General features: G+C 69.0%; 22 protein-coding genes. 5 read left to right on the top strand and 17 right to left on the bottom strand.

What is annotated here, in order from left to right:
• Window positions 1–2: 2 nt before the first annotated feature.
• The 8 genes from ACNUDN_RS28105 to ACNUDN_RS28070 form a co-directional block, all read right to left on the bottom strand.
• A complete protein-coding gene (locus ACNUDN_RS28105) occupies window positions 3–1,190 on the bottom strand; it encodes an N-acetylmuramoyl-L-alanine amidase (RefSeq protein WP_419124941.1) in 1,188 nt (395 codons plus the stop codon).
• A gap of 84 nt (window positions 1,191–1,274) precedes the next feature.
• Entirely contained in the window at window positions 1,275–1,604 is a 330-nt protein-coding gene (gene trxA / locus ACNUDN_RS28100; RefSeq protein WP_419124940.1) for a thioredoxin, read from the bottom strand.
• The gene (gene trxB, locus ACNUDN_RS28095) at window positions 1,601–2,596 is read right to left on the bottom strand and encodes a thioredoxin-disulfide reductase (protein WP_419124939.1); all 996 of its coding nucleotides are present in this window, start codon (window positions 2,594–2,596) and stop codon (window positions 1,601–1,603) included. The genes trxA and trxB overlap by 4 nt, the downstream gene beginning before the upstream one ends.
• 127 nt (window positions 2,597–2,723) lie before the next feature.
• Complete coding sequence (locus ACNUDN_RS28090; RefSeq protein ID WP_419124938.1) at window positions 2,724–3,359, bottom strand: RsmA family anti-sigma factor; 636 nt, start codon at window positions 3,357–3,359, stop codon at window positions 2,724–2,726.
• Between the two features lie 50 nt (window positions 3,360–3,409).
• The gene (sigM, locus tag ACNUDN_RS28085; protein ID WP_419124937.1) at window positions 3,410–3,982 is read right to left on the bottom strand and encodes an RNA polymerase sigma factor SigM; all 573 of its coding nucleotides are present in this window, start codon (window positions 3,980–3,982) and stop codon (window positions 3,410–3,412) included.
• A 58-nt stretch (window positions 3,983–4,040) separates the two neighbouring features.
• Window positions 4,041–7,826 carry a murein biosynthesis integral membrane protein MurJ gene (murJ, locus tag ACNUDN_RS28080; RefSeq protein ID WP_419124936.1) on the bottom strand — a complete coding sequence of 1,262 codons (3,786 nt, stop codon included), beginning with the start codon at window positions 7,824–7,826 and terminating at the stop codon, window positions 4,041–4,043.
• Window positions 7,738–10,137 (bottom strand): DUF6049 family protein, encoded by a 2,400-nt coding sequence (locus ACNUDN_RS28075; protein ID WP_419124935.1) that lies wholly within the window; start codon window positions 10,135–10,137, stop codon window positions 7,738–7,740. The genes murJ and ACNUDN_RS28075 overlap by 89 nt, the downstream gene beginning before the upstream one ends.
• Before the next feature lie 68 nt (window positions 10,138–10,205).
• Window positions 10,206–10,991 carry an NUDIX hydrolase gene (locus tag ACNUDN_RS28070; protein WP_419124934.1) on the bottom strand — a complete coding sequence of 262 codons (786 nt, stop codon included), beginning with the start codon at window positions 10,989–10,991 and terminating at the stop codon, window positions 10,206–10,208.
• Between the two features lie 85 nt (window positions 10,992–11,076).
• Between ACNUDN_RS28070 and ACNUDN_RS28065 the strand changes: the two genes are divergently transcribed.
• Window positions 11,077–12,537, top strand: coding sequence for a CCA tRNA nucleotidyltransferase (locus tag ACNUDN_RS28065; protein ID WP_419124933.1), 1,461 nt, complete (start codon window positions 11,077–11,079; stop codon window positions 12,535–12,537).
• 6 nt (window positions 12,538–12,543) lie between these two features.
• Window positions 12,544–13,044, top strand: coding sequence for a pullulanase (locus tag ACNUDN_RS28060; protein ID WP_419124932.1), 501 nt, complete (start codon window positions 12,544–12,546; stop codon window positions 13,042–13,044).
• Between the two features lie 26 nt (window positions 13,045–13,070).
• On the opposite strand, the gene ACNUDN_RS28055 is transcribed toward ACNUDN_RS28060, so the two are convergent.
• Window positions 13,071–13,859 (bottom strand): TIGR03084 family metal-binding protein, encoded by a 789-nt coding sequence (locus ACNUDN_RS28055; protein ID WP_419124931.1) that lies wholly within the window; start codon window positions 13,857–13,859, stop codon window positions 13,071–13,073.
• A gap of 10 nt (window positions 13,860–13,869) precedes the next feature.
• The gene (locus tag ACNUDN_RS28050; RefSeq protein ID WP_419124930.1) at window positions 13,870–15,153 is read right to left on the bottom strand and encodes an MFS transporter; all 1,284 of its coding nucleotides are present in this window, start codon (window positions 15,151–15,153) and stop codon (window positions 13,870–13,872) included.
• A 138-nt stretch (window positions 15,154–15,291) separates the two neighbouring features.
• On the opposite strand from ACNUDN_RS28050, the gene ACNUDN_RS28045 reads away from it, so the two are divergent.
• Window positions 15,292–15,897 carry a YqgE/AlgH family protein gene (locus tag ACNUDN_RS28045; RefSeq protein WP_419124929.1) on the top strand — a complete coding sequence of 202 codons (606 nt, stop codon included), beginning with the start codon at window positions 15,292–15,294 and terminating at the stop codon, window positions 15,895–15,897.
• Window positions 15,898–15,936: 39 nt separating this feature from the next.
• Here the strand turns inward: ACNUDN_RS28045 and ACNUDN_RS28040 are convergent, their stop codons facing one another.
• Window positions 15,937–16,299, bottom strand: coding sequence for a hypothetical protein (locus ACNUDN_RS28040; RefSeq protein ID WP_419124928.1), 363 nt, complete (start codon window positions 16,297–16,299; stop codon window positions 15,937–15,939).
• A gap of 121 nt (window positions 16,300–16,420) precedes the next feature.
• Complete coding sequence (locus ACNUDN_RS28035) at window positions 16,421–17,371, bottom strand: LpqN/LpqT family lipoprotein (RefSeq protein ID WP_419124927.1); 951 nt, start codon at window positions 17,369–17,371, stop codon at window positions 16,421–16,423.
• Window positions 17,372–17,546: 175 nt separating this feature from the next.
• Between ACNUDN_RS28035 and leuS the strand changes: the two genes are divergently transcribed.
• Window positions 17,547–20,441 carry a leucine--tRNA ligase gene (leuS, locus tag ACNUDN_RS28030; protein ID WP_419124926.1) on the top strand — a complete coding sequence of 965 codons (2,895 nt, stop codon included), beginning with the start codon at window positions 17,547–17,549 and terminating at the stop codon, window positions 20,439–20,441.
• 15 nt (window positions 20,442–20,456) lie between these two features.
• Here the strand turns inward: leuS and ACNUDN_RS28025 are convergent, their stop codons facing one another.
• Window positions 20,457–21,122 carry an SDR family oxidoreductase gene (locus ACNUDN_RS28025; protein WP_419124925.1) on the bottom strand — a complete coding sequence of 222 codons (666 nt, stop codon included), beginning with the start codon at window positions 21,120–21,122 and terminating at the stop codon, window positions 20,457–20,459.
• A gap of 56 nt (window positions 21,123–21,178) precedes the next feature.
• Between ACNUDN_RS28025 and ggh the strand changes: the two genes are divergently transcribed.
• Window positions 21,179–22,519 carry a glucosylglycerate hydrolase gene (gene ggh / locus ACNUDN_RS28020; RefSeq protein ID WP_419124924.1) on the top strand — a complete coding sequence of 447 codons (1,341 nt, stop codon included), beginning with the start codon at window positions 21,179–21,181 and terminating at the stop codon, window positions 22,517–22,519.
• Between the two features lie 3 nt (window positions 22,520–22,522).
• Here ggh and ACNUDN_RS28015 read toward each other — a convergent pair whose 3' ends face one another.
• The 4 genes from ACNUDN_RS28015 to ACNUDN_RS28000 all read right to left on the bottom strand — a co-directional run bounded on the left by ACNUDN_RS28015 (window position 22,523) and on the right by ACNUDN_RS28000 (window position 26,302).
• Window positions 22,523–22,963 (bottom strand): MarR family winged helix-turn-helix transcriptional regulator, encoded by a 441-nt coding sequence (locus tag ACNUDN_RS28015; RefSeq protein WP_419124923.1) that lies wholly within the window; start codon window positions 22,961–22,963, stop codon window positions 22,523–22,525.
• Window positions 22,964–23,062: 99 nt separating this feature from the next.
• Entirely contained in the window at window positions 23,063–23,794 is a 732-nt protein-coding gene (locus ACNUDN_RS28010) for an amino acid ABC transporter ATP-binding protein (protein WP_419124922.1), read from the bottom strand.
• Complete coding sequence (locus tag ACNUDN_RS28005) at window positions 23,794–25,590, bottom strand: ABC transporter substrate-binding protein/permease (protein ID WP_419124921.1); 1,797 nt, start codon at window positions 25,588–25,590, stop codon at window positions 23,794–23,796. The genes ACNUDN_RS28010 and ACNUDN_RS28005 overlap by 1 nt, the downstream gene beginning before the upstream one ends.
• Before the next feature lie 49 nt (window positions 25,591–25,639).
• The gene (locus tag ACNUDN_RS28000; protein WP_419124920.1) at window positions 25,640–26,302 is read right to left on the bottom strand and encodes a GntR family transcriptional regulator; all 663 of its coding nucleotides are present in this window, start codon (window positions 26,300–26,302) and stop codon (window positions 25,640–25,642) included.
• Window positions 26,303–26,332 lie beyond the last annotated feature (30 nt).

Raw genomic sequence — 26,332 nt, 5'->3', positions numbered from 1 at the left:
CGTCAGCCGTGGCGTGTCTGCTCTACCGCGAGTTCGTGGGCGAGAAGCTCGGCAAAAGTGAAAGTCCCGGTGGGGCGGTCGTTCTTGCCGAGAAGGTAGAGGCGCTTGACCGCCGCCAAGATGCCCTCGGCGAGTGCGTCGCGGGATGCCGGGTCGACCAGCTTGCCGCGGTCATCGGGGTTGGTGATGTACCCGACGTCGACCTGAACGGTGGGCATTCGAGTCAAGCGGAGCAGATCCCAGGTCCGGCCGTGCACCCGACAGTCACGCAACCCGGTGCGCGCCACCACTTCCCGTTGGATGAAGTCGGCGAGATTGCGCCCGATCGTGGACACCGAGCCGTGCGAGTTTCCGAAGTGAAACGAGGCTACTCCGTTGGCCGAGGGGCTGGTATGCGCGGCGCAGCGCAGGCTGATCATCATGTCGGCGCCCACGGTGTTCGCAGTCGACGCGCGTTCGGCATCCGATGGCGCCGAATCCACCGGGCGGGAGACGAACGTCTCAATGCCGATCGCCGTCATCCGGCCTTCCAGCCGACTCGCCAAGTCCCACAAGATATCTGCTTCGCTGATCGGACCGGACGGACCGTTGACGATCATTCCGCGGTCCGTTCCGCCGCGGCCGGGGTCGACGATAATCCGTTTGCCGGACAGCCGTGGCCCCGAGCGGCGCACCAACTCCTCTTCCCGGATCGCGTGCGGAGATCCTCCGGTCACTCGCGAACCGAGAAAATACAAGGACCGCAAGGTTTCCGGGCCGCAGATACCGTCCGGGTACAGGCCGTACTCGCGTTGGTAGGACGACAGCGCATTATGGGTCTGCAGGCCGAAGTGCCCGTCGACGAGTCCGGTGTAGAAGCCGAGATCTTGGAGCCGCGCCTGCAATGTGGCGACGTCGTCGCCGTACATCGGGGCGCCGAACTGGTGGTTGAGCGTTCGCGCGCCGAGGCGATATGAGGCTTCCTTGAGTGCTCGATACGTGGCCTCGCCGACGATCCCGTCCACCAGCAGCCCACGGTGCTGCTGAAAGGCACGCACGGCACGATCGAGATCGTCATCGAACATGTCAACCGCGACATGCTTCCCCGTGGTCAGGTCCTCGTCAGCGCTGTCGATCATGCCGAGCGCGGCCAGTGCGGCCCGGATCTCGGCAACCGCCCCTCCGCGGTCACCGCGACGCAGACTCGACATAGGCAGCATTCTCTCAGACCGAAACGGGATTCGAGAAAACCCCAGGCAAGTCCGGCGCCCGCGATTCGCGGGCGCCGTGAACGATCAGACGATCTCGGACAGCTCGCGCAGCAGCGCCGCTTTGCCCTTGGCACCGACGATCCGCTTGACCGGTTGACCGTCCTTGAACAGGATCATCGTCGGGATCGACACCACCTGGAAGTCCCGCGCGGTCGCCGGATTCTCGTCGACGTCGAGCTTGGCGACCGTCAACGAGCCGGCCTTCTCGGACGCGATCTCCTCCAGCACCGGCGCGACCATCTTGCATGGACCGCACCAGGTCGCCCAGAAGTCCACCAGCACCGGGTTGCCGCTGGAGAGGACGTCGTCGGAGAACGAATCGTCGGTCACGGTAACCGTGTGGGAATCACTCATTGCTGGGCTCCTATCAGATCGCTGCCATCCGTTGTGGTGGACGTTCTTTCGCCCGGGTCGGCGTGCTCGGCCAGCCAACGCTCGGCGTCGATCGATGCGGCACAACCACTTCCGGCGGCGGTGATGGCCTGCCGGTAGGTGTGATCGACGAGATCGCCTGCGGCGAAGACGCCTTCGACGGAGGTATAGGTGGTGCGGCCTTGCACCTGGACGTAGCCGTCGGCGTCAACCTCGACCTGATCGCGAACCAGCTCCGAGCGGGGATCGTGGCCGACAGCGACGAAGACCCCGGTCACCGCCAGCGCAGACTCTTCACCGGTGACGGTGTTGCGCAGCCGGATGCCGGTCACCTTCGGATCGCCCTCGATCTCGGAGACCTGGGTGTTGGTCAGGATGGTGATCTTCTCGTTGGCCTGCGCGCGCTCCAGCATGATCTTGGAGGCGCGGAACTCGTCGCGACGGTGGATCAACGTCACGCTGCGGGCGAAGCGCGTCAGGAACGTCGCCTCCTCCATCGCGGAGTCACCCCCGCCCACCACCGCGATGTCCTGGTCTCGGAAGAAGAAGCCGTCGCAGGTGGCACATGTGCTGACGCCCATGCCGAGCAGCCTGTCCTCGCCGGGCACCCCGAGATGGCGCGCAGCCGCACCCATGGCGAGGATCACCGCGCGCGCACGGTAGGTTTCGTCAGCGACCGAGACGGTCTTGACCGCACCGGTGAGATCGACCGCGTCGACGTCCTCCATGCGCAGGTCGGCTCCGAAGCGCAGCGCCTGCTCGCGCATCTGGTCCATCAACTCCGGTCCGGTGATGCCGTCCCGAAAGCCCGGGTAGTTCTCCACTTCGGTCGTGGTCATCAACGCACCGCCGAACTGGCTGCCCTCGAACACCAGCGGATTGAGCTGGGCGCGGGCCGCGTAGATCGCGGCGGTGTAGCCGGCCGGTCCGGATCCGATGACGATGAGATCGTGGACGGTTTCTGAGGAGGTCATGCGTGCCTTTCTGTCTGAGGCAAGAGTTCTCCAGACCCGCAGCTGGGTAAAGAACCGCGTTCTGTAAACAACAGCCTAGGCCGGGGTGTTCCCGGTGTGGTATCCGGCGCGGGACACCGGGCGGGGCTCACCGCCGCGCGACAACGGTTCGGGCCAGCAGCCCGGTCTGAACGCCGTTGCAGCTCGGCCGCACCACCAGCGCCGACACTTGCACCGAAGTCGCCCCGGGGAGCAGCAGCAGGACGGCAGGCTGCCCGGCCACCTCCACGCGCCGGCCGCCCAGGACGGTCATTTCGGCCGGGTAGCCCAGACCGGCCAGGCAGTCTTCCCGCCGGCGTGCGTCGGCCAGGGGTCCGAGGTCCGGTGCGGTGCCGAGAGCCGCCAGGACCTCGACGTCGGATAGCGGGAACGGGTCGGCCGGCCCGCTCACGGTGATGTGGGACGCGGTTGGGCTCGCCGGGAAAGTCGGAGCGTCCGGACGGCTGAAGGACATCACCGCGACGATGACGCCCGCCGCCACCGCGCTGATGGCGGCGAGCAGACCGGCGCGTTGGGCACCGCTGAGCCGGGGCCGGGACGGGGTGTGCGCACGGCCATGTGACGCGGCGCGCAGTGCGGCGCCGATGCGGGCAGTGACCTCCGGCGGAACCTGCGGGGCGCTGCCGGAATCGCGGCCCAGACGCGCCAGTTCGCGCCGAACGTCGTCGTCGAGTCCGGACCACCGCGCATCGGGGACAGGGTCCTGACCCGCGCCGCTGCTCATGTCGCCCCCGCCGGTCGTCCCCGAAGTCGTTCGAGGGTATCTGACGACGCCTACTCGACGGTCGCGGCGAGGTGATGTAGTGATTGGGCGAGTTTGGTACGGGCCCGTGAGCATCGCGATTTCACGGTGCCCTCGGCCACCCCGAGCATGCGTGCTGTCTCGGCGACGGTGTAACCCTGCATGTCCACCGCGACGACCGCGGCCCGTTGTTCCACGGGTAGCCGCATCAGGGCGCGCTCCACGACAATGGCGGTGTCGAGACGTCCGATCGGGTCAACGCCGACGCACACCTGGTCGTCGAGGGCTTCCCAGGCCCGGGTTCTGTTGCGCCGCAGGCGATCCAGACATGCGTTGACGACGATGCGGTACAGCCAGCTGGTGACGGCCGAATCGTGGCGGAACGCCTGCGCGGTGCGATGTGCGGCGAGCATCGCGTCCTGCAGGGCATCGGCGGCGTCCTCGGGATTCCTGCTGGTGAGTTGTGCCAGCCGGTAGAGCTGGCGGTGATGTCGATGAAACAGCTCCTCGAACGCGTTCCGGTCCCCGTGCACATGCGCGGCCAGCAGCTCGGCATCGGTGCGCGGTAGCTCGGGCTGTACCCGCCGGCCCCCCAATATCCCCACAGCCGAACACTAATCGGCTGCGGGGGAGGGCCCGGACACCATTTTTCGGGGTGCCGGGTCAGGAGGCCGCGTTGAGTGTGACCTCCGCGATGTCCGAGCGGCTCTGTCCGTTGACCTGACCCAGCGTGGACACCCACACGAGCACGTTCGAGGTCGGCTCGGCGTCTTCGACCTGGATCGTGTTGGTGCCCGGTCGCAGCGGTGTCGGATCGGTGAGCGCGGTGGTGCTCTCGAGCGTCGACGGGTTGGGAGTCGAGGAGGACCTGATCTGGACCGAGGTCCCGGTGCTGTTGAGATTAACGGTGACCGAACCGATTCTGGCCGGTTGCGCGAGTTGCAACATCAATCCGACACCGTTCTTGAAGTTCGGGAACGGTACCGCATCGGTGTAGGTGTCGATCGGCCACACGGTGGCCGGGTTGCCGTCGATGGCCAGGTCGGCGAGGCCCGGTGCGTCGGCTTCACCTTCCGGGGAGAACACGGTGACGCGGACCGGTTGCAGCGGCGCGCCGGCGGCCTGTCCCGGTGCGGTGGTCGGTGACGCCGACGGTGCGTTGAGGCCGAGTTCGTCGCCGCCCAGGCCGCTGCCGACGTCACCGAAGATTCGGCTGAGCACGGTGGCCAGCAGGATGACCGCGATGATCACGATGGCACCTGCCACCGTTAGTCCGACGATGAGGCCCTTGCGTCGGCGCTCCGCGGCGTCCGCGTCGGGTTCGGCACGGAAGTCGGCGTTGCTGCTTTCCGGTGTGGGGTCGCCGACGGGCGCGATGTGGTCGGTGCGGTCGGCGATCGCGGTGGCTTGCTGCAGCAGGTTGAGCAGGGTCGGTGCGCTGCGGATACCGCCGCCCTCCTGGACGGCCCGCGCGGCCGCGGCCGAGATCTGGAACGGGATGTCGCGGTCCACGGTCTTGGGCTCGACCGGCTGGCCGGCCGCGTCGAGATCGGCGGCAGCGAGGCCGCCGGGTTCGCCGGTCTCGGGAAGGGGCCACCGGTCGATCAGCAAGGCGTACAGCGACGCGCCGATACCGCGGATGTCATCGTCGGGGGAGGCGTCGGGCAGGGTGGCCGGGAAGGCGAGTGCGACGTCGCCGTCGATGCTGACCCGGATCCGGCTCGGATGGTCGATGGACAGGGCGACGCCGTTGCGGTGGGCGACCTCGGCCGCGGCGGCCAGGGACTGGACGGCGCGGGCGGCACCGATGGGCGACGGGTTGGTGTCGGCGACCTCGGCCAGCGAGCCGCCCCGAATCCACTCCGAGACCACCAGCCCCCCGGAGCGGGTCTTGTTCACATCGAGGACGCGGGCCACGCCGGGCATGTCGATACGGCTGAGCCGCTGGGTGCGATCGAGGATCTGTTGCACCTGGGCGTCGGTCATCGTCGAGTCGGGGTCGACGAAGGTCAGCGCCACCTGACGGTCGAGCGCGGTGTCGAGTGCCTGCCAGAACTGCAGTGTCGCCGGGCCGCCGTGAAAGACCAGCAACCGGTACCGGCCCTCGGCGATCACCGCTCCGGGGATGAGGTGGATGTCCTCGGCTGCCGTGGCCGTCTCGATCGCGGGTTCGCGCGGCGGGTCGAAGGCGATGGGTTCTCGGCTGGGATCGCCCCCGTAGTCGGAGGCCGGCCGCGGCGTGGACGCCTCAGAAGAGCGCGGCGTGGACGCCTCAGACGACCTGGGCGTGGACGCCTCAGACGACCTGGGCGTGGACGCCTCAGACGACCGGGGCAGCGTGGAGGTCTCCGCATCCTCGGGCCGGGTGGATGCACGAGGGCGCTCCGGAACATCGGGTTCGAACACATCAGGCTGGAAGTCGTCGGGTGAGGGCCGGCCGATGCGGGTGGTGGCGGAGAAATCGGGACTGGCGTCAGAACCGGAATCGGGACCGAAATCGCGGTCCTCGGGAGAACCGCTGGTGGGTTTGTCGCTCACCCCGAATCCTTTCCGCCTCCTGTCATCGGCAACCTCGGCCGAGTGTCCCCGCGCCGCCGACCTGGGACGTTGACGCCGGCGTAACGGGGACTGACTCCTGCGATCAGGGTACGTGAGCGCCCCCGGCGCACGGGCCGGGACGGACTCCTTGGCGGGCCCGGCGCGTCGCCGCGCGCGCCGGCGCAGCTTGGCGACCGCGGCCTCGGCATCGGGAACCTTGGCGGCCAGCAGCACACCGACGATGATCGGCACCATGACCAGGCCCAGCGCGGTCAGCCGCAGCAGCGAGCCGCCGGCACCCCAATGCGTGGTCAGGTTCTCCAGCCCGGCCAGCTGGTCCACCACGTGCGCGACGAGTCCGCCGGCCAGCGACGCGGTGATGGTCACCAGGATGGTGCGGATGACGTCGCGGTCGAGCAGGTGGCCGCCGGGCGGGTCGAGACGGGCCCGCAGCAGCAGGTAGCCGACGGTGGCGCCGGCGAGAAAACCCAGCCCATTGGCCAGGCCGAGGTAGCCGGCCACCAGCTGCGGGTCGGGGGCCAGGTAGGGGGCCGCCAGCGACGCGGCCACCTTGACGACGGTGATGACGACGATCAACACGATCGGTGTCCACGGCTCCTCACGGGCGTAGAACACCCGAAGTTGGAGCAGGACCATGGTGTAGGGGATCAGCGTGAATGCCGACAGCGTGATCGCCATGCCGAGGTAGCCGGCATCGACCGCGCCGAAGTTGCCGTAGGAGAACAGCGCGCTGCCGATGGCGGGCCCACCGACAGTCATCACGGCCGCCATCGGGATGAGCGTCAGCATGGTCAGCCGGGTCGCCAGCGACAGATCGGCGAGCACCGCGGGCCCGTTGTCGGCGGCCGCATTGCGCGACAGCCGGGGCATCACGACCGTCAGCACGGTGACCCCGATGATGCCGAACGGCAGCTGCAGGATGAGCCAGGTGTAGTTGTAGATCGCCGGACCGGAAGCGGCTGCGGCACTGGCGACCTGGTTACCCACGATGAAGCCGACCTGGCTGATGAGCACGTACAGCACCATCGCGACGGCCATCATCCCGAACTTCTTCAGCCGGGCGTCGATGCCCCACAGCGGCCGCAGGCTCACTCGCTCCCGCCGGATCGCGACGAAAAGCACGGCCGCCTGCGCGACGACGCCCAGAGTGGTTCCGATGCCGAGCACCAGCAGTTTGGCATCGCCCATCGTCACCGGGTCCAGTGAGAGCTCGCCGGGCACAAGCACATACAGCACCAGGGTGGCGATCGCGACCACGTTGTTCACCACCGGTGCCCAAGCCGGTGGCCCGAAGATGTTGCGGGTGTTCAGGATTGCCATGAATACCGCAGAGAGTCCGTAGAAAATGATCTGGGGCAGAAGAAGATACGCGAAGGCGGTGGTCAGTGGCCGGCTGACCAGTGGATCGGAGCCCAGCATCAGGTTCACCAGCAGCGGAGCGGCCACCGTCGAGATCACGGTGACCGACAGCAGCAACGCGGTGGCCAGGGTCAGCAGCCTGCGGATGAAGGCGGCTCCGCCGTCGGGATCGTCACGTTCGGCACGGGCCAGCACCGGCACGAAGATCGCGGTGAACGTCGCCTCCAGCACCAGCGCGGCGATCATGTTGGGCAGCTGGTTGGCCACGGTGAACGCGCTGGACAGTGCGGCACCGAGGATCGCCGCGAGCAACACGATGCGGGCGAAGCCGGTCAGCCTGCTGACCAGGGTGGCCAGTGCCATACCCCAGGAGCGGGAGACCACGGCAGAGTCCGAGAGTTCGGGGCGGGACGCGGCGTCGGCGCGCACCTGCGGCCCGACCTCAGACACTCTCGCCACCGCGGGTCGCGCTGGATCGGCGGGCGCGGTGCGCTCCGGCGGCGTCGTCGTCGCGGTAGGCCAGCGCGACATCGACCGGATCGGGCCGGGTCGGGTCGGCCTCCAGGTCGGCCGGGTCCGGTTGGCCGCGGAATCGGTGCCACAGCCGACGGCTGACCAGCAGCACCAGCACCGTGGCACCGGTGAGCGTGATGATGAACAGCACTTTGCCGTAGGCGTTGGAATGGACCGAAAGCCGCACTGGTTCGCCCAGTGGTAACCCGTCGGCGGTCCGCAGTGCCACGTCGACGGCGACCCGTTGGGTGAAGTGCACCTCGATGGGCACCTTGAGCGGCAGGAAGCCCGGCGGCAGCACGATCTCGCCCATATCGGTGACCGTCATGCCCGGTGGTGCGTCGATGTCGAGCCGCACCCTGATCGGAACCGGCAGGTCGTTGCGCAGTGCCAGTGGCAGCGGGCTGCGCTCGGTCGCGAGCGTGTAGGAGCCGCCGGGGTTGACGATCGTGACCGCGTTGAACAGGTCCTCGACCGTCCGCCCGACCCGGGTCAACCGCTGCTGCGCCAGGCCGTTGCGGGCGTCCGGCGGAACCGACAGGCTCAGCGCGCGCAGCAGGTCCTCCCGAAGGGGCGCGGTGTACTGGTTACCGGTCAGGCCGGTGCGTTCGTCGGTGGTGAGCGCCGCGGTGAGACCCCACAGCCGGCCGGTGGCAGCCGAGATACCCGAGACGACTCCGTCGTCGAACCGGCCGCGGGGGTTGCCCTGTGGCCCGACCGGGACCGGCGCGTCGCGCGCGGCGGCGGTGGTCTCGTTGACCACCACGACCAGCGGTCTGGGCGTCGCCAATCCGGACCGGATGCTGGTGGCCACCGTGGTCAGCACGGCCTGGGCGTCGGCGGGTTCCAGGTTCCACATCAGCGGCGGCATCAGGATCTGGGTGCGCGGCGCGGTGTCGGGCTCCAGGCTGCGCCACAGCAGCGATCCGAGCGCCGACTGGCGCCGTGCCGCCTCGGAGTCCTGCTTGACCGCGATGTCCAGCGACGGATCCAGGTAGGACGGCGACTCCGGGGTCGGCCCCATGCCGGCGAACGCCGCCCCCACCGCCGGGTCGAACGGCGCCACCGCCACGTTGGGTGTGTACCGGACCGGGGCGGTGTCGGCGGTCTCGCCCAGGCTGCCGGAGGCTTCCCCCGGTCCGGCGAGTTCGGCGGCCGCGACGGCGACCGTGGGTCCGCGGCCGGACAGCAGTTGCACTGCCGGCCCGGTCAGCGGGCCGTCGCCGACCAGGCTGGCGCCGCGGGTCGAGGTGACGCCCAGGATCTGGTCGACGATGCCGGCCGCGCCGGTGGTTGCGATCGTGGACAGACCGGGATCGGCGACCCTGTTGAGGGCGTCGAGGTCGGCCTGGGCGAACGTCGTCGACACGACGCACATCCGCGCCGCGAGTGCCTTGAGCCGGTTGAGCCAATCCACCGCGGCCTGCTGGCCGGTGCCGGGGTGGGTCGGGGTGCCCGGTCCGGCGTCGGCAGCGTCGTTGACGACGTAGCCGGCGGTCATCGCGTTGACCGTGACCAGCAGGTCCGGGTCGACGGCCAGGCAGACCGCGCGGGTGACGTCCCCACCGGGATCGACCTCGGGACTGGTGGCGAAGTCGATGGCGGTCAGCAGGGTGTCCAGCCGCCCGCCGGTGGCCAGCGAGTCCGCGAGTTCGTCGTCGATGAGGCGTACCGGCGTGGTTCCGCCCGGTGCGCCGGCCGCCAGCCGGGGCCGGTCGGCCAGTGGCCAGAACATGGTGAGCCCGACCGGGCGGGTGGTGTCGGGTGGCACCGCGGCCTCGGGCGTCTCACCGTAGGTGTCCGAATCGCTACCCGGCGGCACCCCGAGCACGGGCAGCAGGAAGCGGGAGTCATCCAGGCGGGCCGGGGCGCCGTAGTCGGGGGTGCCGTTGACATTGACCATCAGTGGATACACGCCGGGAGTGTCGATCCGCATCGAGGCTTGGTCGGTGGCACGCAGCGGATAGGCGAGTCGGAACGGAACCTGTTGTCCGCGGACCAGTTCCGGCGCTGCGGTGATGAAGTCGGCGACCGGCTGGTACTGGTCGACGTTGCCGGCCAGGTCGGTGCGCAGCGCGCTGGAGTTCGCCACGGCCTGCGCACGTTCCAGCCGTACCACCACGTCGCGCACCGGCCTGTCGCCGACGTTGCTGATGGTGCCGGTGACGGTGACAAGCGGATCGCTGGTGGTCGTGACGACCTCGGGACTGATGCTGTCGATCTCGACGTGCAGGAACGGGATCGACGCGGGTTGAGCGGCGGCCAGGGGGGTGGCGGCCGCGGGCGCGAGGGCCAGCAGCAGCGCGAGGACCGCGACGAGCAGCCGCACGGGTCGAAAGGATGATGACCCAGCGGTGAGGTACCAGCCGCGGTGAGGAATGCGCCGCACAGGCACCGTCACGGTCCTTGACCGCAGCCGTTCGTCCGCCGGCCGGGCTGGGTTTGAGCGGGGGGGTCAGGTCGGTGCCGCCGGGTGTGGGAGTGGGTCTGCCCACGGCGGCGGGGCGCGGTGCGCGGTAGCGGGGGCAGGGCAGCGGGCCCGTCGGTGTGCAACTTGTCGATCAGCTCGTCGGCGACCTCGGCGAGCCGGCGCTCGTCGGCGTAGGCCAGTTTGGCGGGCAGTTCTCGGACGGGCACCCAGGCCACCTCGGTGACTTCGACGTCCTCGTCGGAGAGTTCGCCACCGCTGAAGCGCATCAGATAGTGGTGCACGGTCTTGTGAACGCGCCTGCCCTCGGTGACGAACCAGTAGTCGATGCTGCCGAGCGCCGCCAGCACGCTGCCCTGGATGCCGGTCTCCTCGGCCACCTCGCGGATGGCGGTCTGTTCGGCCGTTTCACCCTTCTCGATGTGACCTTTCGGCAGCGACCACAGCATCCGTCCGCGGCGGTCGATCCGCCCGATCAAGGCGGCCACCTGATGGTCCTTGGGTCCGTCGATGCCGTCGATGACCAGCCCGCCTGCCGATGTTTCGTGCACGGTGCGCAAACGATCCGGGGGACGGCGCGGCCGGGATTTCCGCGGTTTCGGGGGCTGACCGGCCTGGCCGCCGGTGTTGGCGGCGGGGACCTGCGGGTGGTGGTCGGCGGTCTGATCGGAGCCGGCTTCGGGGGGGCCGGCCGCCCGACGGCCGCGGCGGCGCCCGCGACGCCGTCGTGGTTTGGCCTGCTCGCCGTCCGACACCCAAGCGATAGTAGCTGGCATGAACTGCAGCACTCGTTGCACTCGCCGGTCGGTGACATCGCCGTGACCAGTAGGCTCATCGGACGTGCCTGACCCCACCGCCCCCGACGATGTAGCCGAACTGCTGGCCGCAGCGCAGGTTGCACTGAACGCCCATGCCGGGGTGCTGGGCGAGGTGGGCCGGGTGTTCGCCGACAACGGCCACCAGCTGTATCTGGTCGGCGGCAGTGTGCGCGATGCGCTGCTGGGCCGGCTGGGTGCGGATCTCGACTTCACCACCGATGCGCGCCCCGAGCAGATGCTGCGTTTTCTGCGCGGGTGGGGGGACGCGCTCTGGGACACCGGCATCGATTTCGGCACCCTTGGTGTCGGCCGGGGCGGCGACCGGCTGGAGATCACCACGTTCCGCGCCGACTCGTACGACCAAGTGTCGCGCAACCCGCAGGTGCGCTACGGCGACGATCTGACCGAGGACCTGGTGCGCCGTGATTTCACCGTCAACGCGATGGCGGTCCGCATCACCGCGGACGGGCCCGCGGAGTTTCTGGATCCGTTGGGCGGTCTGATTGCGTTGCGGCAAGGCGTGCTCGACACGCCTGCCGAACCGGAGGTGTCCTTCGGTGACGATCCGCTGCGGATGCTGCGGGCGGCACGGTTCGTCTCCCAGCTCGGTTTCGCGGTGGCGCCGCGGGTGCGCCGGGCTCTGGAGGAGATGGCACCGCAGCTGGAGCGGATCACCGCCGAACGGGTGGCCGCCGAACTGGACAAACTGCTGTTGGGCGCCGATCCGGTGGCCGGGGTGGACCTGATGGTCCAGACCGGGCTCGGAGAGGTGGTGCTGCCGGAGGTCGGCGCGATGCGGATGGCGATCGACGAGCACCATCAGCACAAGGATGTCTACCAGCATTCGCTGACCGTGCTGCGGCAAGCCATGGATCTGGAGGGTGAGCAGGGTCCGGACCTGGTGTTGCGGTGGGCGGCGCTGTTACACGACATCGGTAAGCCGGCCACCCGTAAGCACGAGCCCGATGGTGGGGTCAGCTTCCACCACCACGAGGTTGTCGGGGCGAAGATGACGCGCAAGCGGATGCGGGAGCTGAAGTACTCCAAGCAGATGATCTCGGATGTGTCGCAGCTGGTGTATCTGCATCTTCGGTTCCACGGTTACGGGGACGGCCGGTGGACCGATTCGGCGGTGCGCCGCTACGTCACCGACGCCGGGCCGTTGTTGAGCCGGCTGCACAAGTTGGTCCGCGCCGACTGCACCACCCGCAACAAGCGGCGCGCCGCCCGGCTGCAGGCCAACTACGACGACCTGGAGCGGCGGATCTCCGAGCTCGCGGCCCGGGAGGATCTGGCCCGGGTGCGTCCGGACATCGACGGCAACGAGATCATGCGGATCCTCGGGATCCCGCCGGGTCCACAGGTCGGCCAGGCATGGAAATACCTCAAGGAACTCAGGCTCGACCGCGGGCCGCTGAACCACGACGAGGCGGTCGCCGAACTGCTGCGCTGGTGGAACGAGACGGGTGGCTCCGGCGTCTGATCAGGTATGGACTACTGCCTGGGTGACCCCGACGGCTCGGCCACCATGTGGACGGCGGGTGCCGATGCCGACCTTGACGGCGACGGCGTGTTCGACGCGGTCGGGCTCGATCTCGACGCCGACGGGCTGATCGACGATCTGCTCGCCGACTTCGACGGTGACGGGATCGCCGACCACGCGGTGTCGGACCGCGACGACGACGGCGTCCCGGAGGCGTTCTTCACCGACGACGGCACCGGAACCTGGTCGGTCGCCGCCGAGCGCGGTGGTGCGGCGCTGCGCTGGTTCGGCCTCGACGGTGTCGAGCATCCCGCCGGCCTGCCCGCGGTCGACCTCGACGGTGACGGAGCGCTGGAGCGACTGGTCGACGCCGACGGTGACGGATTGGCCGACCGTGCGTGGGGTGCCGCCCAGGCCTGGGTGGACACCGACGGGGACGGTCGCTGGGATGTGCGGCTCGCCGACGGGGACGGTGACGGCGGCGCGGACACGGCCGACTACCTGTAGCCCCACCTGTCTCCGGCGGCGCCGGGTCAGCCGCGGCCGGGTCCGGGTGGGCCGGCGAAGGCCTGCGCGATGCTCAGCCATTTCTCGGCGTCGGGTCCGGTTGCGGCGACGTCGAGCGCCGCCCGGGGCCGTCGCTGCGTGACGAGCATGCAGAAATGTTCCGCCGAACCGGTCACCCGCTGGGCGGCGTCCTCGGGGCCCCAGGTCCACTCGGCGTCGCCCGCAGACGCCTCCGGCGCGGATAGTTTCACGTGGAACGGTTCCGGCGGCGGGGTGAGCCCGTGCACGGTGAAAGCGAAGTCGCGGGTGCGCACCCCGATATGGGCGATCGAGCGCAGCCGGGCCGTGGGCGCTCGCGACACTCCGAGGGCGTCGGCGACATCGAGTCCGTGCGCCCAGGTCTCCATCAGCCGCGCGGTCGCCATCGACGCCGCGCTCATCGGCGGACCGAACCACGGCAACTTACGGCCGTCGGCGACGGTCAGCAGCGCGTCGTGCAGTGCGGCGCGGGTCGCCCGCCAGTCGGCGAGCAGCTCGGCCGCGGGCCGCGCGGCGAGTTCGGCGGCCCCGGCGTCGACGAAGCCGGCCGGGTTCTGGGCCGCCTCGGCCAGGACGGTGGCGAAACCGGACTCGTCGGTGACCGATGTCAGCGCCACCCGGTCGGTCCACAGCAGGTGGGCGATCTGGTGGGCGATCGTCCAGCCGGCGGCCGGGGTCGGCAGCGCCCACCGCTGGGGTGGCAGCGCGGCCACCAACGCATCCAGATCAGCGCTCTCGTCGCGTAGATCCTCGACGATCGGGGCTGCTCCGGCCATGCGGGACAGCTTATCCGCGCCGCCTGCCGCGCCGTCCGACGGTGGCGTGCACGGTGAGCCCGATCAGGTAGAGCCCGACCCCGGCCAGTGCCAAACCGACCGAGCGCCCGCCGGGCGGGATGACGAATGCCGCCGCCGAAATCGCGGCGATGAACGCCACCCAGAACAGCGAGTCCTGCACGGCGAACAGGTGACCGCGCAGGGCGTCGTCGACATCGATCTGCATCGCCGTGTCCGCGCAGAGTTTGACCACTTGACCGGCGGCGCCGAGCAAGAATCCACACACGATCATCACCGGAAGATGCAACGTCGCGCCGCACAGCTGCACGGCGGCGGCGAACATCAGCGCCCCGTTGGGGATCACGTACCGGCCCCACCTCTTGACCAGGCTGGGCGTGATCACGGTGGCCAGGAACTGGCCCGCGCCACCGGCCGACACGAACAGAACGGTCGTACCGAAACCGGCCACCGTGGTGGCCTCGGTGTGGCGGACCATCACCAACACCAGCAGGGTGTTGACGCCGAACACCATCCGGTGGGCGGCCAGCCCCGAAAGCGTCGCCGCGACCGACGGAACCGCCAGCACCGTGCGCGCGCCGTGCACCCAGCCGGTGGCCACGGCGTACACCACCGACCCGTGGACGGCGCGCACGCTGTCGTCGGGTCCGAGCAGCCGGGGTGGGAACCGCCCCGACAGCCACAGCGCCACCGACACCGGCACCGCCACCAGCACGATGGTGATCGAGGCTCCGGCGTCTCCGGCACCGAACAGCGAGCGCGGCAGCAGCATGAAGACGGCCCCGGCGAACGCCGCGACCGACGTGGTGGCGGTGGCCACCGAGTTCATCGCGATCACCTGACCGCGGGGCACCACGTGCGGCAGCGCGGCCGACAATCCCGAGGACACGAACCGGGTGAAACCATTGGCGACCAACGCGCTCAACAGGATTGGGATGTCGGAGCGGCCGGCCGCCAACAGTGCGGCAACGGTGAGGAGTACCGCCAGGCGCCCACTGTTGGCGCCGATGAGCACCAGCCGGCGATCCCAGCGATCCAGCAGCGCGCCGGCGAATGGGCCGAGCAGGGAATAGGGCAGAAACAGGACGGCGAATGCGGCGGCGATAGCCCACGGTTCGGCTTCACGTTCGGGGTTGAACAGGATCGCCCCGGCGATACCGGCCTGGAACAGCCCGTCGCCGAACTGGCTGACCGCCCGCAGTTCGAGCAGCCTGCGGAACTCGGGCAGCGCCCGCACCGAACGCCACAACGTCCGGGGGGCACGGTCGTCGGGCAAGGGTCACGTCCTGGGGCGGGCTGGTGGGTGGAGTGGGTCTGGAGGTGTCGGCTGGCGCGACCCGACCCACAGTACAAATATCCATCTGCGGTGCGCTTGTTCGCCACGATCGTGCAGCGGTGGTGACATGATGGACCGATGGCTCAGCACGAAGATCCGGAGGATTTCGTCGCCCCTGCGACACACCGGGTCCGCGCGGGCACGCTGCTGTTGGCCAATATCGACCTGATGGAGCCGACGTTCCGGCGCAGCGTGATCTACGTTGTCGAACACAACGACGGCGGGACTCTCGGGGTGGTGCTGAACCGGGCCAGCGAGACCGCGGTGTACAACGTCCTGCCGCAGTGGGCGAAGCTGGCGGCCAAGCCCAAGACGATGTTCATCGGAGGCCCGGTGAAGCGCGACGCCGCATTGTGCCTGGCGACGTTGCGGGTGGGTGTCGACCCGTCCGGCGTGGCGGGGCTACGACACGTCCAGGGCCGGGTCGCGATGGTCGACCTGGACGCCGACCCGGCTTCTGTCGCACCGTTGATCGAAGGAGTGCGGATCTTCGCCGGCTATTCGGGCTGGACCATCGGTCAGCTTGAGGGCGAGATCGAGCGCGATGACTGGATTGTGTTGTCCGCGTTGCCGTCCGACGTTCTGGTGGAGCCGCGGGTCGACCTGTGGGCCCGGATCCTGCGCCGGCAGCCGATGCCGGTGTCGCTGCTGGCGACGCACCCGATCGATCTCAGCCGCAACTGAGGGGCGGTTCGGCGCGCCTCGCCGGCCGCCGAAGCGCCGTCAGCTGTCGCAGGACAGGGTGCACGACGCGCACGAGCTGCCGCACCCCGCGGAGCCGGCAGCGACGGCCTGCAGGGCATTGCGGCGGGTGACAGCCTTGGCGCTCTGCCAGCATCCGGCACCGACGGTCGCAAGCGCACCGACGATGCACACCACCAGAATCGCCACCGCCATCGGCGAGCTCACCGACAACGCGACCGCAGCCCCTGCGGCGAGCATCACCGCCGCGGCCAGCTGGGTGGGCGCGACGCCGCGCAGCACCTGTTGCACGTAATCGGTGGAGGGTCGGCGGGCCAGCGACCACGCGCCCAGCGCCGCGGTCACCACGGCCGCACACAGGCTCAACACGGCGGCGACGAACATGGGCTCAGAATACGGTGCTGGCGACACGCGCCGAAACGGGTGGTGAACTGGCCGATGAACGGCCCTGAAGTATGGGCCGCCGTCCCCCGGGCGCCAGGCTTCGCCCGGGGGACGACGCCGTCTATCCCTGCAACCCCAGCAGCTGTGGCGGCGGCGCCACGGCGGGGGCGGCGGGAGCTGGAGGCGGTACCGCAGGCGGCGGCGGCACCGGCGCGCCGGCAGGAGGCGCCGCAGGGGCGGATCCGGGCACGCTGACCTTGAAACCCTTGACGATCGCCTCGGTGGCGTCGGCGGCGGCGACGACCTGATCGACACTGGTGGTGACCGACAGCGACACCAGGTAGCTGTCGGGGCCGACGGTGGCGATGACGTGGCGGCGCGAGGTGTTCAACGTCATGTTGTTCTCGCGGTAGGTGCCCTCGATCAGCGACGACGGCATACCGCCGAAGTCGGCCAGCGACGCATCGGTGGACCGCCAGGCCGGCAGCTTCTGACTGTCGATGAAGCCGTGGCTGATGGCCTCCTTCGGATCGAACGCCCCGATCAGCTTGTAGACGATGACCTGGGCATTCGACGAGTACAAGCCGTTGCCCCCGACCCGGTCGGCGAGCACGGCAAACGCGTTCGGCACGTTCGGGTCCGGGATGTGCTCCCAGCCGCGGGGCATCGGCAGCACGATGTTGAGTGCGCGGAAGTCCTGGCTGGACTGGGGCTCCATGGTGACGCCCTTCTCGGCGAAGAACTCGCTGAGGGTGCCTGATGTCGCCGGCGCGATGGTGGACACGGGGCGCGGGGGCACCACCGGCACCGCGGGAGCGCTCACGCCGGCCGGGACGGCGGCCGCACCGCCGGTGGCGGGCGTCACACCAGGCTGCCCGACCGGGGCGATGGCGGCGTTGGGCGCCACCGTGACGGTCTGCGTCACCGTGGCAGGTGCGGGCAGCGGTGGCTGCGGAACCATCGGCTGAGCCGAGGCCGTCGCGGCGGCGACGGTCAGCGCGCCGGCGATTCCCGCGGCGCAGGCACCGACACCCCCTGCCAGAACCCGCCAGTGGCGGGCGTTTTCGCTCATCGAGTGCAATCCTTCCCAACGCGTGATGACCGTCAGGCGAGAAATGTATCCACGCGTGTCACGCCGCCACCAGGGCTGGAATCGACTCGGGACCAACCCCTGACGCATCCGTAGCGCAACCGAGACCTACCCGTGGCCGGCAATACCGCCGATCGGGTGCTTATACCCTGATGGCGTGACTGAAACGCCGACCGGAACCGAATCCTCGCAGGAGCGCTTGTCGGGAGACCGCGAGCGCCTGCCGGGAGATGACGTGCCCCGGCACCGTTACACCGCCGAACTCGCCGGTGAGATCGAACAGGTGTGGCAGCAGCGGTGGGCGCAGGACGGCACGTTCGACGTGGCCAACCCCGTCGGCGCGTTGGCACCGGCCGACGGTTCGGCGGTGCCCGCGGACAAGATGTTCGTCCAGGACATGTTCCCCTACCCGTCCGGCGAGGGCCTGCACGTCGGGCACCCGCTGGGCTACATCGCCACCGACGTATACGCCAGGTACTACCGGATGACCGGCCGTAATGTGCTGCACGCGTTGGGGTTCGACGCGTTCGGGCTGCCCGCCGAACAGTACGCGATCCAGACCGGAACCCATCCGCGGACCCGCACCGAAGCCAACATCGTCAACTTCCGGCGCCAGCTCGGCCGGTTGGGACTCGGTCACGACTCCCGGCGCAGCTTCTCCACCACCGATGTGGAGTACTACAAGTGGACCCAGTGGATCTTCCTGCAGATTTTCAACGCATGGTTCGACCCGGAGGCCGACAAGGCCCGCCCCATCGCGGAGCTGATCGACGAGTTCGAGGACGGCACCCGCCGGCTCGACGACGGGCGCACCTGGGCGCAGCTGAGCGAAGGCGAGCGCGCCGATGTGGTGGACGCACATCGGCTGGTCTACCTGTCCGACTCGGTGGTGAACTGGTGCCCGGGTCTGGGCACAGTGCTTGCCAACGAGGAGGTCACCTCCGACGGTCGCAGTGAGCGCGGCAACTTCCCGGTGTTCCGGAAACGGTTGCGGCAGTGGATGATGCGGATCACCGCGTATTCCGATCGGCTGCTGGAGGACCTCGACGTGCTGGATTGGCCGGACAAGGTCAAGACCATGCAGCGCAACTGGATCGGCCGCTCGACGGGCGCTTCGGTCCTGTTCGGAACCCATGCGGGTGATATCGAGGTGTTCACCACCCGGCCCGACACGTTGTTCGGTGCGACCTACCTGGTGCTGGCCCCCGAACACGACCTGGTGGACCGACTGGTCGCCGAGGCGTGGCCGGACGGGGTGGACCGCCGGTGGACCTTGGGCGCGGCGAGCCCGCGGGATGCAGTGGTGGCCTACCGCGCGTCGATCGCGGCCAAATCGGATCTCGAGCGGCAGGAGAACAAGACCAAGACCGGCGTGTTCGTCGGCGCCTACGCGACGAATCCGGCGAACGGGCAACAGGTTCCGGTGTTCATCGCAGACTATGTGCTGGCCGGGTACGGCACCGGTGCGATCATGGCGGTGCCAAGCGGTGACCAGCGTGACTGGGACTTCGCCACCGAATTCGGCCTGCCGATCATGGAGGTGGTCTCCGGCGGTGACGTCTCGGTGGAGGCCTACACCGGCGACGGTGTGCTGGTGAACTCGGGCTTCCTCGACGGCATGGACGTCGAGTCCGCGAAGGCGGCGATGACCGAACGTCTGGTCGCCGACGGCCGGGGCCGGGCGCGGGTCGAATACAAGCTGCGGGATTGGCTTTTCGCCCGGCAACGATACTGGGGTGAGCCGTTCCCGATCGTCTACGACGCCGATGGCCGAGCGCACGGTCTGCCGGAACGGCTCCTGCCGGTGGAGCTGCCCGACGTGCCGGATTACTCGCCGGTGCTGTTCGATCCCGACGACGCCGACAGTGAACCGTCGCCGCCGCTGGCCAAGGCCGCCGACTGGGTGAACGTCGAACTCGACCTCGGTGACGGTGTCAAGCCGTACACCCGGGACACCAACGTGATGCCGCAGTGGGCGGGCAGCTCCTGGTACGAGCTGCGGTACACCGATCCGCACAACGCGGAGGCCATGTGCGCCAAGGAGAACGAGGCGTACTGGATGGGTCCGAGGCCGGCCGAGCACGGTCCCCGCGACCCCGGCGGCGTCGATCTCTACGTCGGTGGCGTCGAGCACGCAGTGCTGCACCTGCTGTATTCGCGGTTCTGGCACAAGGTGCTCTACGACCTGGGCCATGTCAGCTCCCGCGAACCGTACCGGCGGTTGGTCAACCAGGGTTACATCCAGGCGTTCGCCTACACCGATGCGCGCGGCGCCTACGTGCCTGCCGCCGAGGTGATCGAGCGCGACGGCAAGTTCTGGTATCCAGGCCCCGACGGTGAGACAGAGGTCAACCAGGAGTTCGGCAAGATCGGCAAGAGCCTGAAGAACTCGGTGTCGCCGGACGAGATCTGCGACAACTATGGGGCGGACACCCTGCGGGTGTACGAGATGTCGATGGGTCCGCTGGAAGCGTCGCGGCCGTGGGCCACCAAGGATGTGGTCGGGGCGCATCGCTTCCTGCAACGCGTCTGGCGACTGATCGTCGACGAGGAATCCGGTGACTCACGGGCCACCGACCAACCGCTCGATGACCAGACGCAGCGACTGCTGCACCGCACCATCGCCGGCGCCGCCGACGACTACGCCGCGCTGCGCAACAACACCGCGGCCGCCAAGCTCATCGAGTACACCAACCACCTGACCAAGCAGTCGGTGACGGCACGCTCGGCGCTCGAACCGCTGGTGCTGATGGTGGCCCCGCTGGCGCCGCACCTGGCCGAGGAGCTGTGGAGCCGGTTGGGGCACCGGAATTCGCTGGCACACGGCCCGTTCCCGGTGGCCGACGAGCGGTTCCTGGTCGAGGACACCGCCGAGTACCCGGTGCAGGTGAACGGCAAGGTGCGCGGCCGGGTCACGGTCGCCGCCGATGCTCCGGTCGACGCGGTGGAAGCCGCTGCCCTGGCCGATGAGAAGGTGGTCGCCTTCCTGGACGGCCGGACACCGAAGAAGGTCATCGTCGTTCCCGGCCGCCTGGTCAACGTCGTGGTGTGACGTCCGGCTGCGGGGTCACCGCGGCCGGACGATCACCTCCTGGACGTGCGCGTCGGCAGGCGCGTTGATCGCGTCCGCGGTGACCCGCGCCACGGTCTGCGGGCTCAGGAACTGGGCCGGGTCGTAGGGGCGGCCTTCGTAGGCGACGAGGTCCTCTTGCATCGCGGTCGCGATCCGGCCGGGGTGCACCGACGTCACCCGCAGCGCGGGCTCATCGGCGCGCAGCGATTCAGCGAAACCGCGCAGCGCGAACTTGCTCGCCGTGTAGGACGCCAGGCCGGGCGAGGCCTTGATGCCGGCACCGGAGTTGATGAACACCACGTGTCCGCCGGTGGCGCGCAGCGCCGGCAGCAGTTCCAGGGTCAATGCGACAGTGCCGACGACGTTGACGGTCATCGTGGCCCGCCACTCGTCGACGGTGGACTCCGCGACCCGGCCGGGGTAGGCGACGCCGGCGTTGTGGATCAGCACGTCGAGTTCGACGATCGGCTCAACGACGGCAGGCATCGAGTCCGGGTCGGCCAGGTCGACCGGCCAGGTGGTGGCGCCGAAACGCTCGGCGACGGCGTCCAGCGCCGGGGACGGCCGGCCGGCCAGGAACAGGGTGTGGGTCGGGGCCAACGCCTCGGCGAGGGCGGCTCCCAGCCCTCCCGAGGCTCCGGTGATCATCGCGGTCGGCACACCCGAAACCCTACCGACCTGCGCGCCGGGCGAAGTCGTCGCATGATGGGATCACGATGCCCCCTGATCCCAGCTTCACCTCCACCCAGCTGGCCGCCCGCGCGGCCTACCTGCTGCGCGGTAACGACCTCGGCGTGATGACCACCGCCGCACCCCTGCTCTATCCGCACATGTGGAGCTGGGACGCGGCGTTCGTGGCGATCGGGTTGGCACCGCTGTCGGTCGAGCGCGCCGTGGTCGAGCTCGACACCCTGTTGTCGGCCCAGTGGGGTAACGGCATGATCCCGCACATCGTGTTCGCCAACGGCGTGGACGGGTATTTCCCGGGCCCTGCGCGGTGGGCCTGTTCGGCGCTGGCCACCGACGCCCCGCGCAGCCGCCATACCTCGGGAATCACGCAGCCGCCGGTGCATGCCATCGCGGTGCAGCGCATCCTCGACCACGCCCGCAACCGGGGCCGCTCCACCCGTGCGGTCGCCCAGGCGTTTCTGGACCGGCGGTGGAGCGATCTGGTGCGCTGGCACCGATGGCTGGCCGAGTGCCGCGATCAGCGCGGCCACGGCCGGGTCACGGTGTATCACGGGTGGGAGTCGGGTATGGACAACTCCCCGCGCTGGGACAGCGCGTACGCCAACGTGATTCCCGGCGACGTACCGGAGTACCAGCGCGAGGACAACAAGATCAACACCGACGCCAGCCAGCGTCCCTCCGACACCGAGTACGACCGCTACCTGTGGTTGCTCGAGGAGATGAAGTCCGCGCGCTACGACGACCGGTTGCTGTCGAAGTCCATGAGTTTCGCGGTGGAGGACGTCTTCGTCTCGGCGATCCTCTCGGTGGCCTGCCAGGTGCTGGCCGAGATCGGCGAGGACCACAAGCGGCCCAATTCCGATGTCCGCGAGCTGTACGCCTGGGCCGACCGGTTCCGCGCCGGAGTCATCGACGCCACCGATGAAAGAACAGGTGCAGCAAGGGATTACGACCTGCGGGCGGAGAAGTGGATCGCCACCGAGACGGTGGCGCAGTTCGCGCCGCTGCTGTGCGGGGGGCTACCGCACGACCGGGAGCGGGCGCTGCTCAAGCTGTTGGAGGGCACCCGGTTCTGCGGTCATCCCGACCTCGCCTATGCGCTGATTCCGTCCACGTCGCCGGTGTCGCGCGATTTCCGGCCCCGCGAGTATTGGCGCGGACCGGTGTGGCCGGTGATGACGTGGCTGTTCTCCTGGTGTTTTGCCCGCCGCGGCTGGGCCGAGCGGTCGGCGACACTGCGCCGTGAGGGTTTGCGGCAGGCCAGCGACGGCACGTTCGCCGAGTACTACGAACCCTTCACCGGCGAACCGCTGGGCAGCATGCAGCAGTCGTGGACGGCTGCGGCGGTGTTGGATTGGCTGGGCTGACCGCTACTCGGCGATGCGCTCGAGCGGTGCCAGCGCCTTGGTCAGCGCGTCGAGCTCCTCTTCGGTGAGCTTGCTCAGCAACGACGCCAGGTGAGCCTGCCTGGACGCCAACGCTTCCCGGTGTTGGGCCAGGCCTTCCGGGGTGATGTCGACGAGGACGGCCCGCAGATCGGACGGGTCGCGGTCGCGCTTGACCAGGCCGAGTTTCTCCAGGCGGCGGATGGCGACCGTGGTGGTCGGTGTGCGGACCTTCTCGTGGGCGGCCAACTCGGTCATGCGCATCGGGCCCTGGTCGAACAGGGTGAGCAGAATCGACAATTGAGCCAGGGTCAGGTCGCCCGAGGTCGCGGTGCGACCGGTGTGCCGCATGACCGACAGCACCTTGGACAACACTCGCTGCAATTCGCCGGCGAGTTCGCTGACCCGTGCTTCGGTGGGCACCATAATGCAGGCAGTCTAACCTGACCGCTGCGACCGAGTTGTGCTGTCGGAGGGATTTTGACGAAAGTGTCGAGACCTGTCCACACCACGTCCCAGGCAGGCCTAGAGCACCTGGGACAGGAACCGCCGCAGCCGGTCCGTCTCGGCCGCCTCGAATAGCTGCTCGGGAGGTCCGGTTTCGACGACCTGCCCGTGGTCCATGAAGACGACCGTGTCGGCCGTCGACCGTGCGAAGCCCATCTCGTGGGTGACCACGACCATCGTCATCCCGTCGGCCGCGAGGTCGGCGATCAGCTTCAACACGCCTTTGACCAGTTCGGGATCCAGCGCCGAGGTGGCCTCGTCGAAGAACATCACCTGCGGGCTCATGGCCAGTGCCCGTGCGATCGCCACGCGCTGCTGCTGGCCGCCGGACAGGGTGGCGGGTCGGACGTCGGCCTTGTTCCGCAGCCCGACCCGCTCCAGTTGCGCCATTCCGAGCTCGCGCGCTTGTTCGGTGCTCAGGCCCTTGAGCTTGCGCGGCGCCAGGGTGACGTTGTCCAGCACCGTGCGGTGCGGGAACAGCTGAAACTGCTGGAACACCATGCCGATGCGCTGGCGCAGCTGGTCGGGATTGTCATGCAGCACCGAGCGACCGTCGAGCAGGATGTCGCCACGGTCGGGTTCGTAGAGTCGGTTCAACGTGCGCAGCAAGGTGGACTTTCCGGATCCGGACGGCCCGATGACCGCGGTGCTGGAACCGGCGGCGACGTCCAGATCGACCCCGCGAAGTACCGCGCTCTTGCCGAAGGACAGGTGAATATCCTTGGCGGCCAACGAAACCGCAGTCGTCATCAGTTCATCTCCTGTGAGGTCGCCAGCACCAGTGGATCCTCTTCGGCAGGCGTGCGGCCACGGCGCAGCCGCGCGTCGATGTAGTTCACCAGGTGCGTCAGTGGGATCGTCAGCGCGAGGTAGAACAATCCCGCGGCCACCAGCGGGGACAGGTTACCGGTCTGGGCGTTCAGATCGCGGCCGACCTGGAAGAGCTCGCGCTGGTTGGCGATCAGGCCGAGGAAGTACACCAGCGAGGAGGCTTTCAGCAGCGAGATGAACTGATTCATCAGCGCCGGCAGCACCCGCCGGACACCCTGCGGCACCACCACCAGCCGCATGGAGGTCGAATAGCTGAAACCCAGTGCGCGGGAGGCCTCGAGCTGGCCGGAGTCGACGCTCTGGATTCCGGACCGGAAGATCTCGCCGACGTAGGCGGCCGCCATCAGCCCGAGCGCCGCGATACCCAGCGGGAACGGGTTGTTGTTGGTGAGGTGGCCGACGACGGGCCCGACCCCGAGGCCGATCAACAGGATGATCACCACCTCGGGCAGACCGCGAAAGATGTCGGTGTAGATCCGGGCCGGCCAACGCAGCCAACGTGATCGGGATATACCGGCGATGGCGAGCGCCATGCCGAGGATGAGCCCGATGACGCTGGCCGCGATCGTCAGGATGAGCGTGTTGGGCAGCCCGGTCTTGAACAGGTCCGGGATGGCCTGTTTATAGAGATCCCAGTCCAAAAACGACGCACCCAGTTGGGAAAGGGTCGATCTCGGCTGCGCGGGGGCGGCAGCCGGCCGCGTGTCCTGATTGGCCGCGGCGATGGCGGCGAAATCCGGCAGTTGCGGCGCCGGTGCGGATTTGGATCCGGGCTTCCAGCCCGGTGGGAGCGCGCGGGGAACCCAGTCGGCGTAGAGGCGAGACCAGGTGCCGTCGGCGATCACCGCGTCCAGGCCGGAGTTCAGCGCGTCGATCAGCGGCTGGTTGTCCTCGGCGACCGCCCATGCGATGAAATTGTCCAAACTGAAGGTGTTCTCGATGATCTCGGTGGGATCCCCGGGCTGGACGGTGCCCTGCGCCTGCTGCGACGGCGCCACCCACGCATCGACTTGGCCGGTCTTGAGGCTGGCGTAGACGGTGTTGTAGTCAGGGAACTTCACCGGCTGCAGGTTCAGGGTGTCGATGACATAGGCCTCCTGCACGGTGCCCTGCACCACCCCGATCCGCTGCCCGGGTCCCAACGTGTCGAAGCCGGTGATCGCCGATCCGCTGGGCACGACCAGCGAGAAGTAGCCGAAGTCGTAGCCGTTGGTGAAGCCGACCGTGTTGCGTCGGGCGTCGGTGGTGGTGATCGACGAGGATCCGACGTCGAACCGGCGTGCCGCAACCTGGGCCAGCAGCCCGGAGAACTCGGTGCCGACGAAGTTGATCCGCAGACCGAGCCGGTCGGCGACCGCCCGCAGTAGCTCGTTGTCGAACCCGGTGAACTGGCCGGCCGAGTCGATGCAGATGCTCGGGGGTGCGTCGGACAGGGTGCCGACGGTCAGCGTGCCGGGCTGGCTGAGCCCGAGTGCGTTGACGTCGACCGACTCCAGCGGCACGACGCCGTCGGTGGTGTACCTGTCGGCGGCGGGTCCGGTTGCCGCGGCCGCCAGGTTGGTGGGCAGGGCGCTCGCGCTCTGCACGCCTGGCGGTCGGCACTGGTCCACCTGGGCGGATACCGGTGCGGCCAGACCCAGAGCCAGCAGGATCCCGATGACCAGGGCAAGGGCGGAACTCTTCACGGATGGGCGCGATACCCCCAAGAGGTTCATTCGAAGCAACGTAGTCTGCACCGGGTTCGATACGGCGACTTCGGCTCACTCAGGATGCTTCGGGCGGCAGCACGCCGCGGCGGACCAGTTCGGTCAGCAGGATCGAGGCCATCAGCTCGGCGCGCTGGGCGCACGCCGCCCGGGCGGCGTCGGCGTCCCCGGCGCGGACCGCGGCCAGTTCGGCCGCATAGGACGGCAACAGGCGGTCGCGATGCTGCGGATAACCCTGCCAGAAGTTGAGCGGGATGAACGCCTGGGAGGCACCGATGGCGGCCTGCAGCCGTGGACCGGCGTAGGCGCCGGTGATAGCTGCGCGAAAGCGTCCGGCGTGCAGATCGAACTGGCGGGCGTCGCGGGCGGCGCGCATCTGTTCGATCTCCTGGTCCAGGTCGGCGAGCACCGTCGAATCCGGGGCATCCGCCGCCCGTCCGGAGGCGATGCCGGTGAGCAGACCGTAGACCTCGTGGTGCTCGCGGACGGTGGCCGCATCGAACCGTTCTACATAGGCGCCGCGGTGGTATCGGGTCGACAGAATGCCGTCATGCTCGAGCTGGACGACCGCTTCCTGGATCGGAACCCGACTCAGGCCGAGCTCATGGGCTATCTCGTTGCGGTCCAGCCGATCTCCCGACCGAAGTTTGCCGGTCAGCACCATGTTGACCACGTGAGAGACCACGAGGTCCTTCTCCTTCACCCCGTACTTCTTGGGCATGGCGGCGCCAGTGTCTCATGGCGCCCGCAC

It is taken from the genome of Mycobacterium sp. smrl_JER01 (genome assembly GCF_048513595.2).
Lineage (GTDB): Bacteria > Actinomycetota > Actinomycetes > Mycobacteriales > Mycobacteriaceae > Mycobacterium.
The sequence above is the reverse complement of the archived record's forward strand: the minus strand, read 5'-3'. Positions and strand labels throughout refer to the sequence as shown.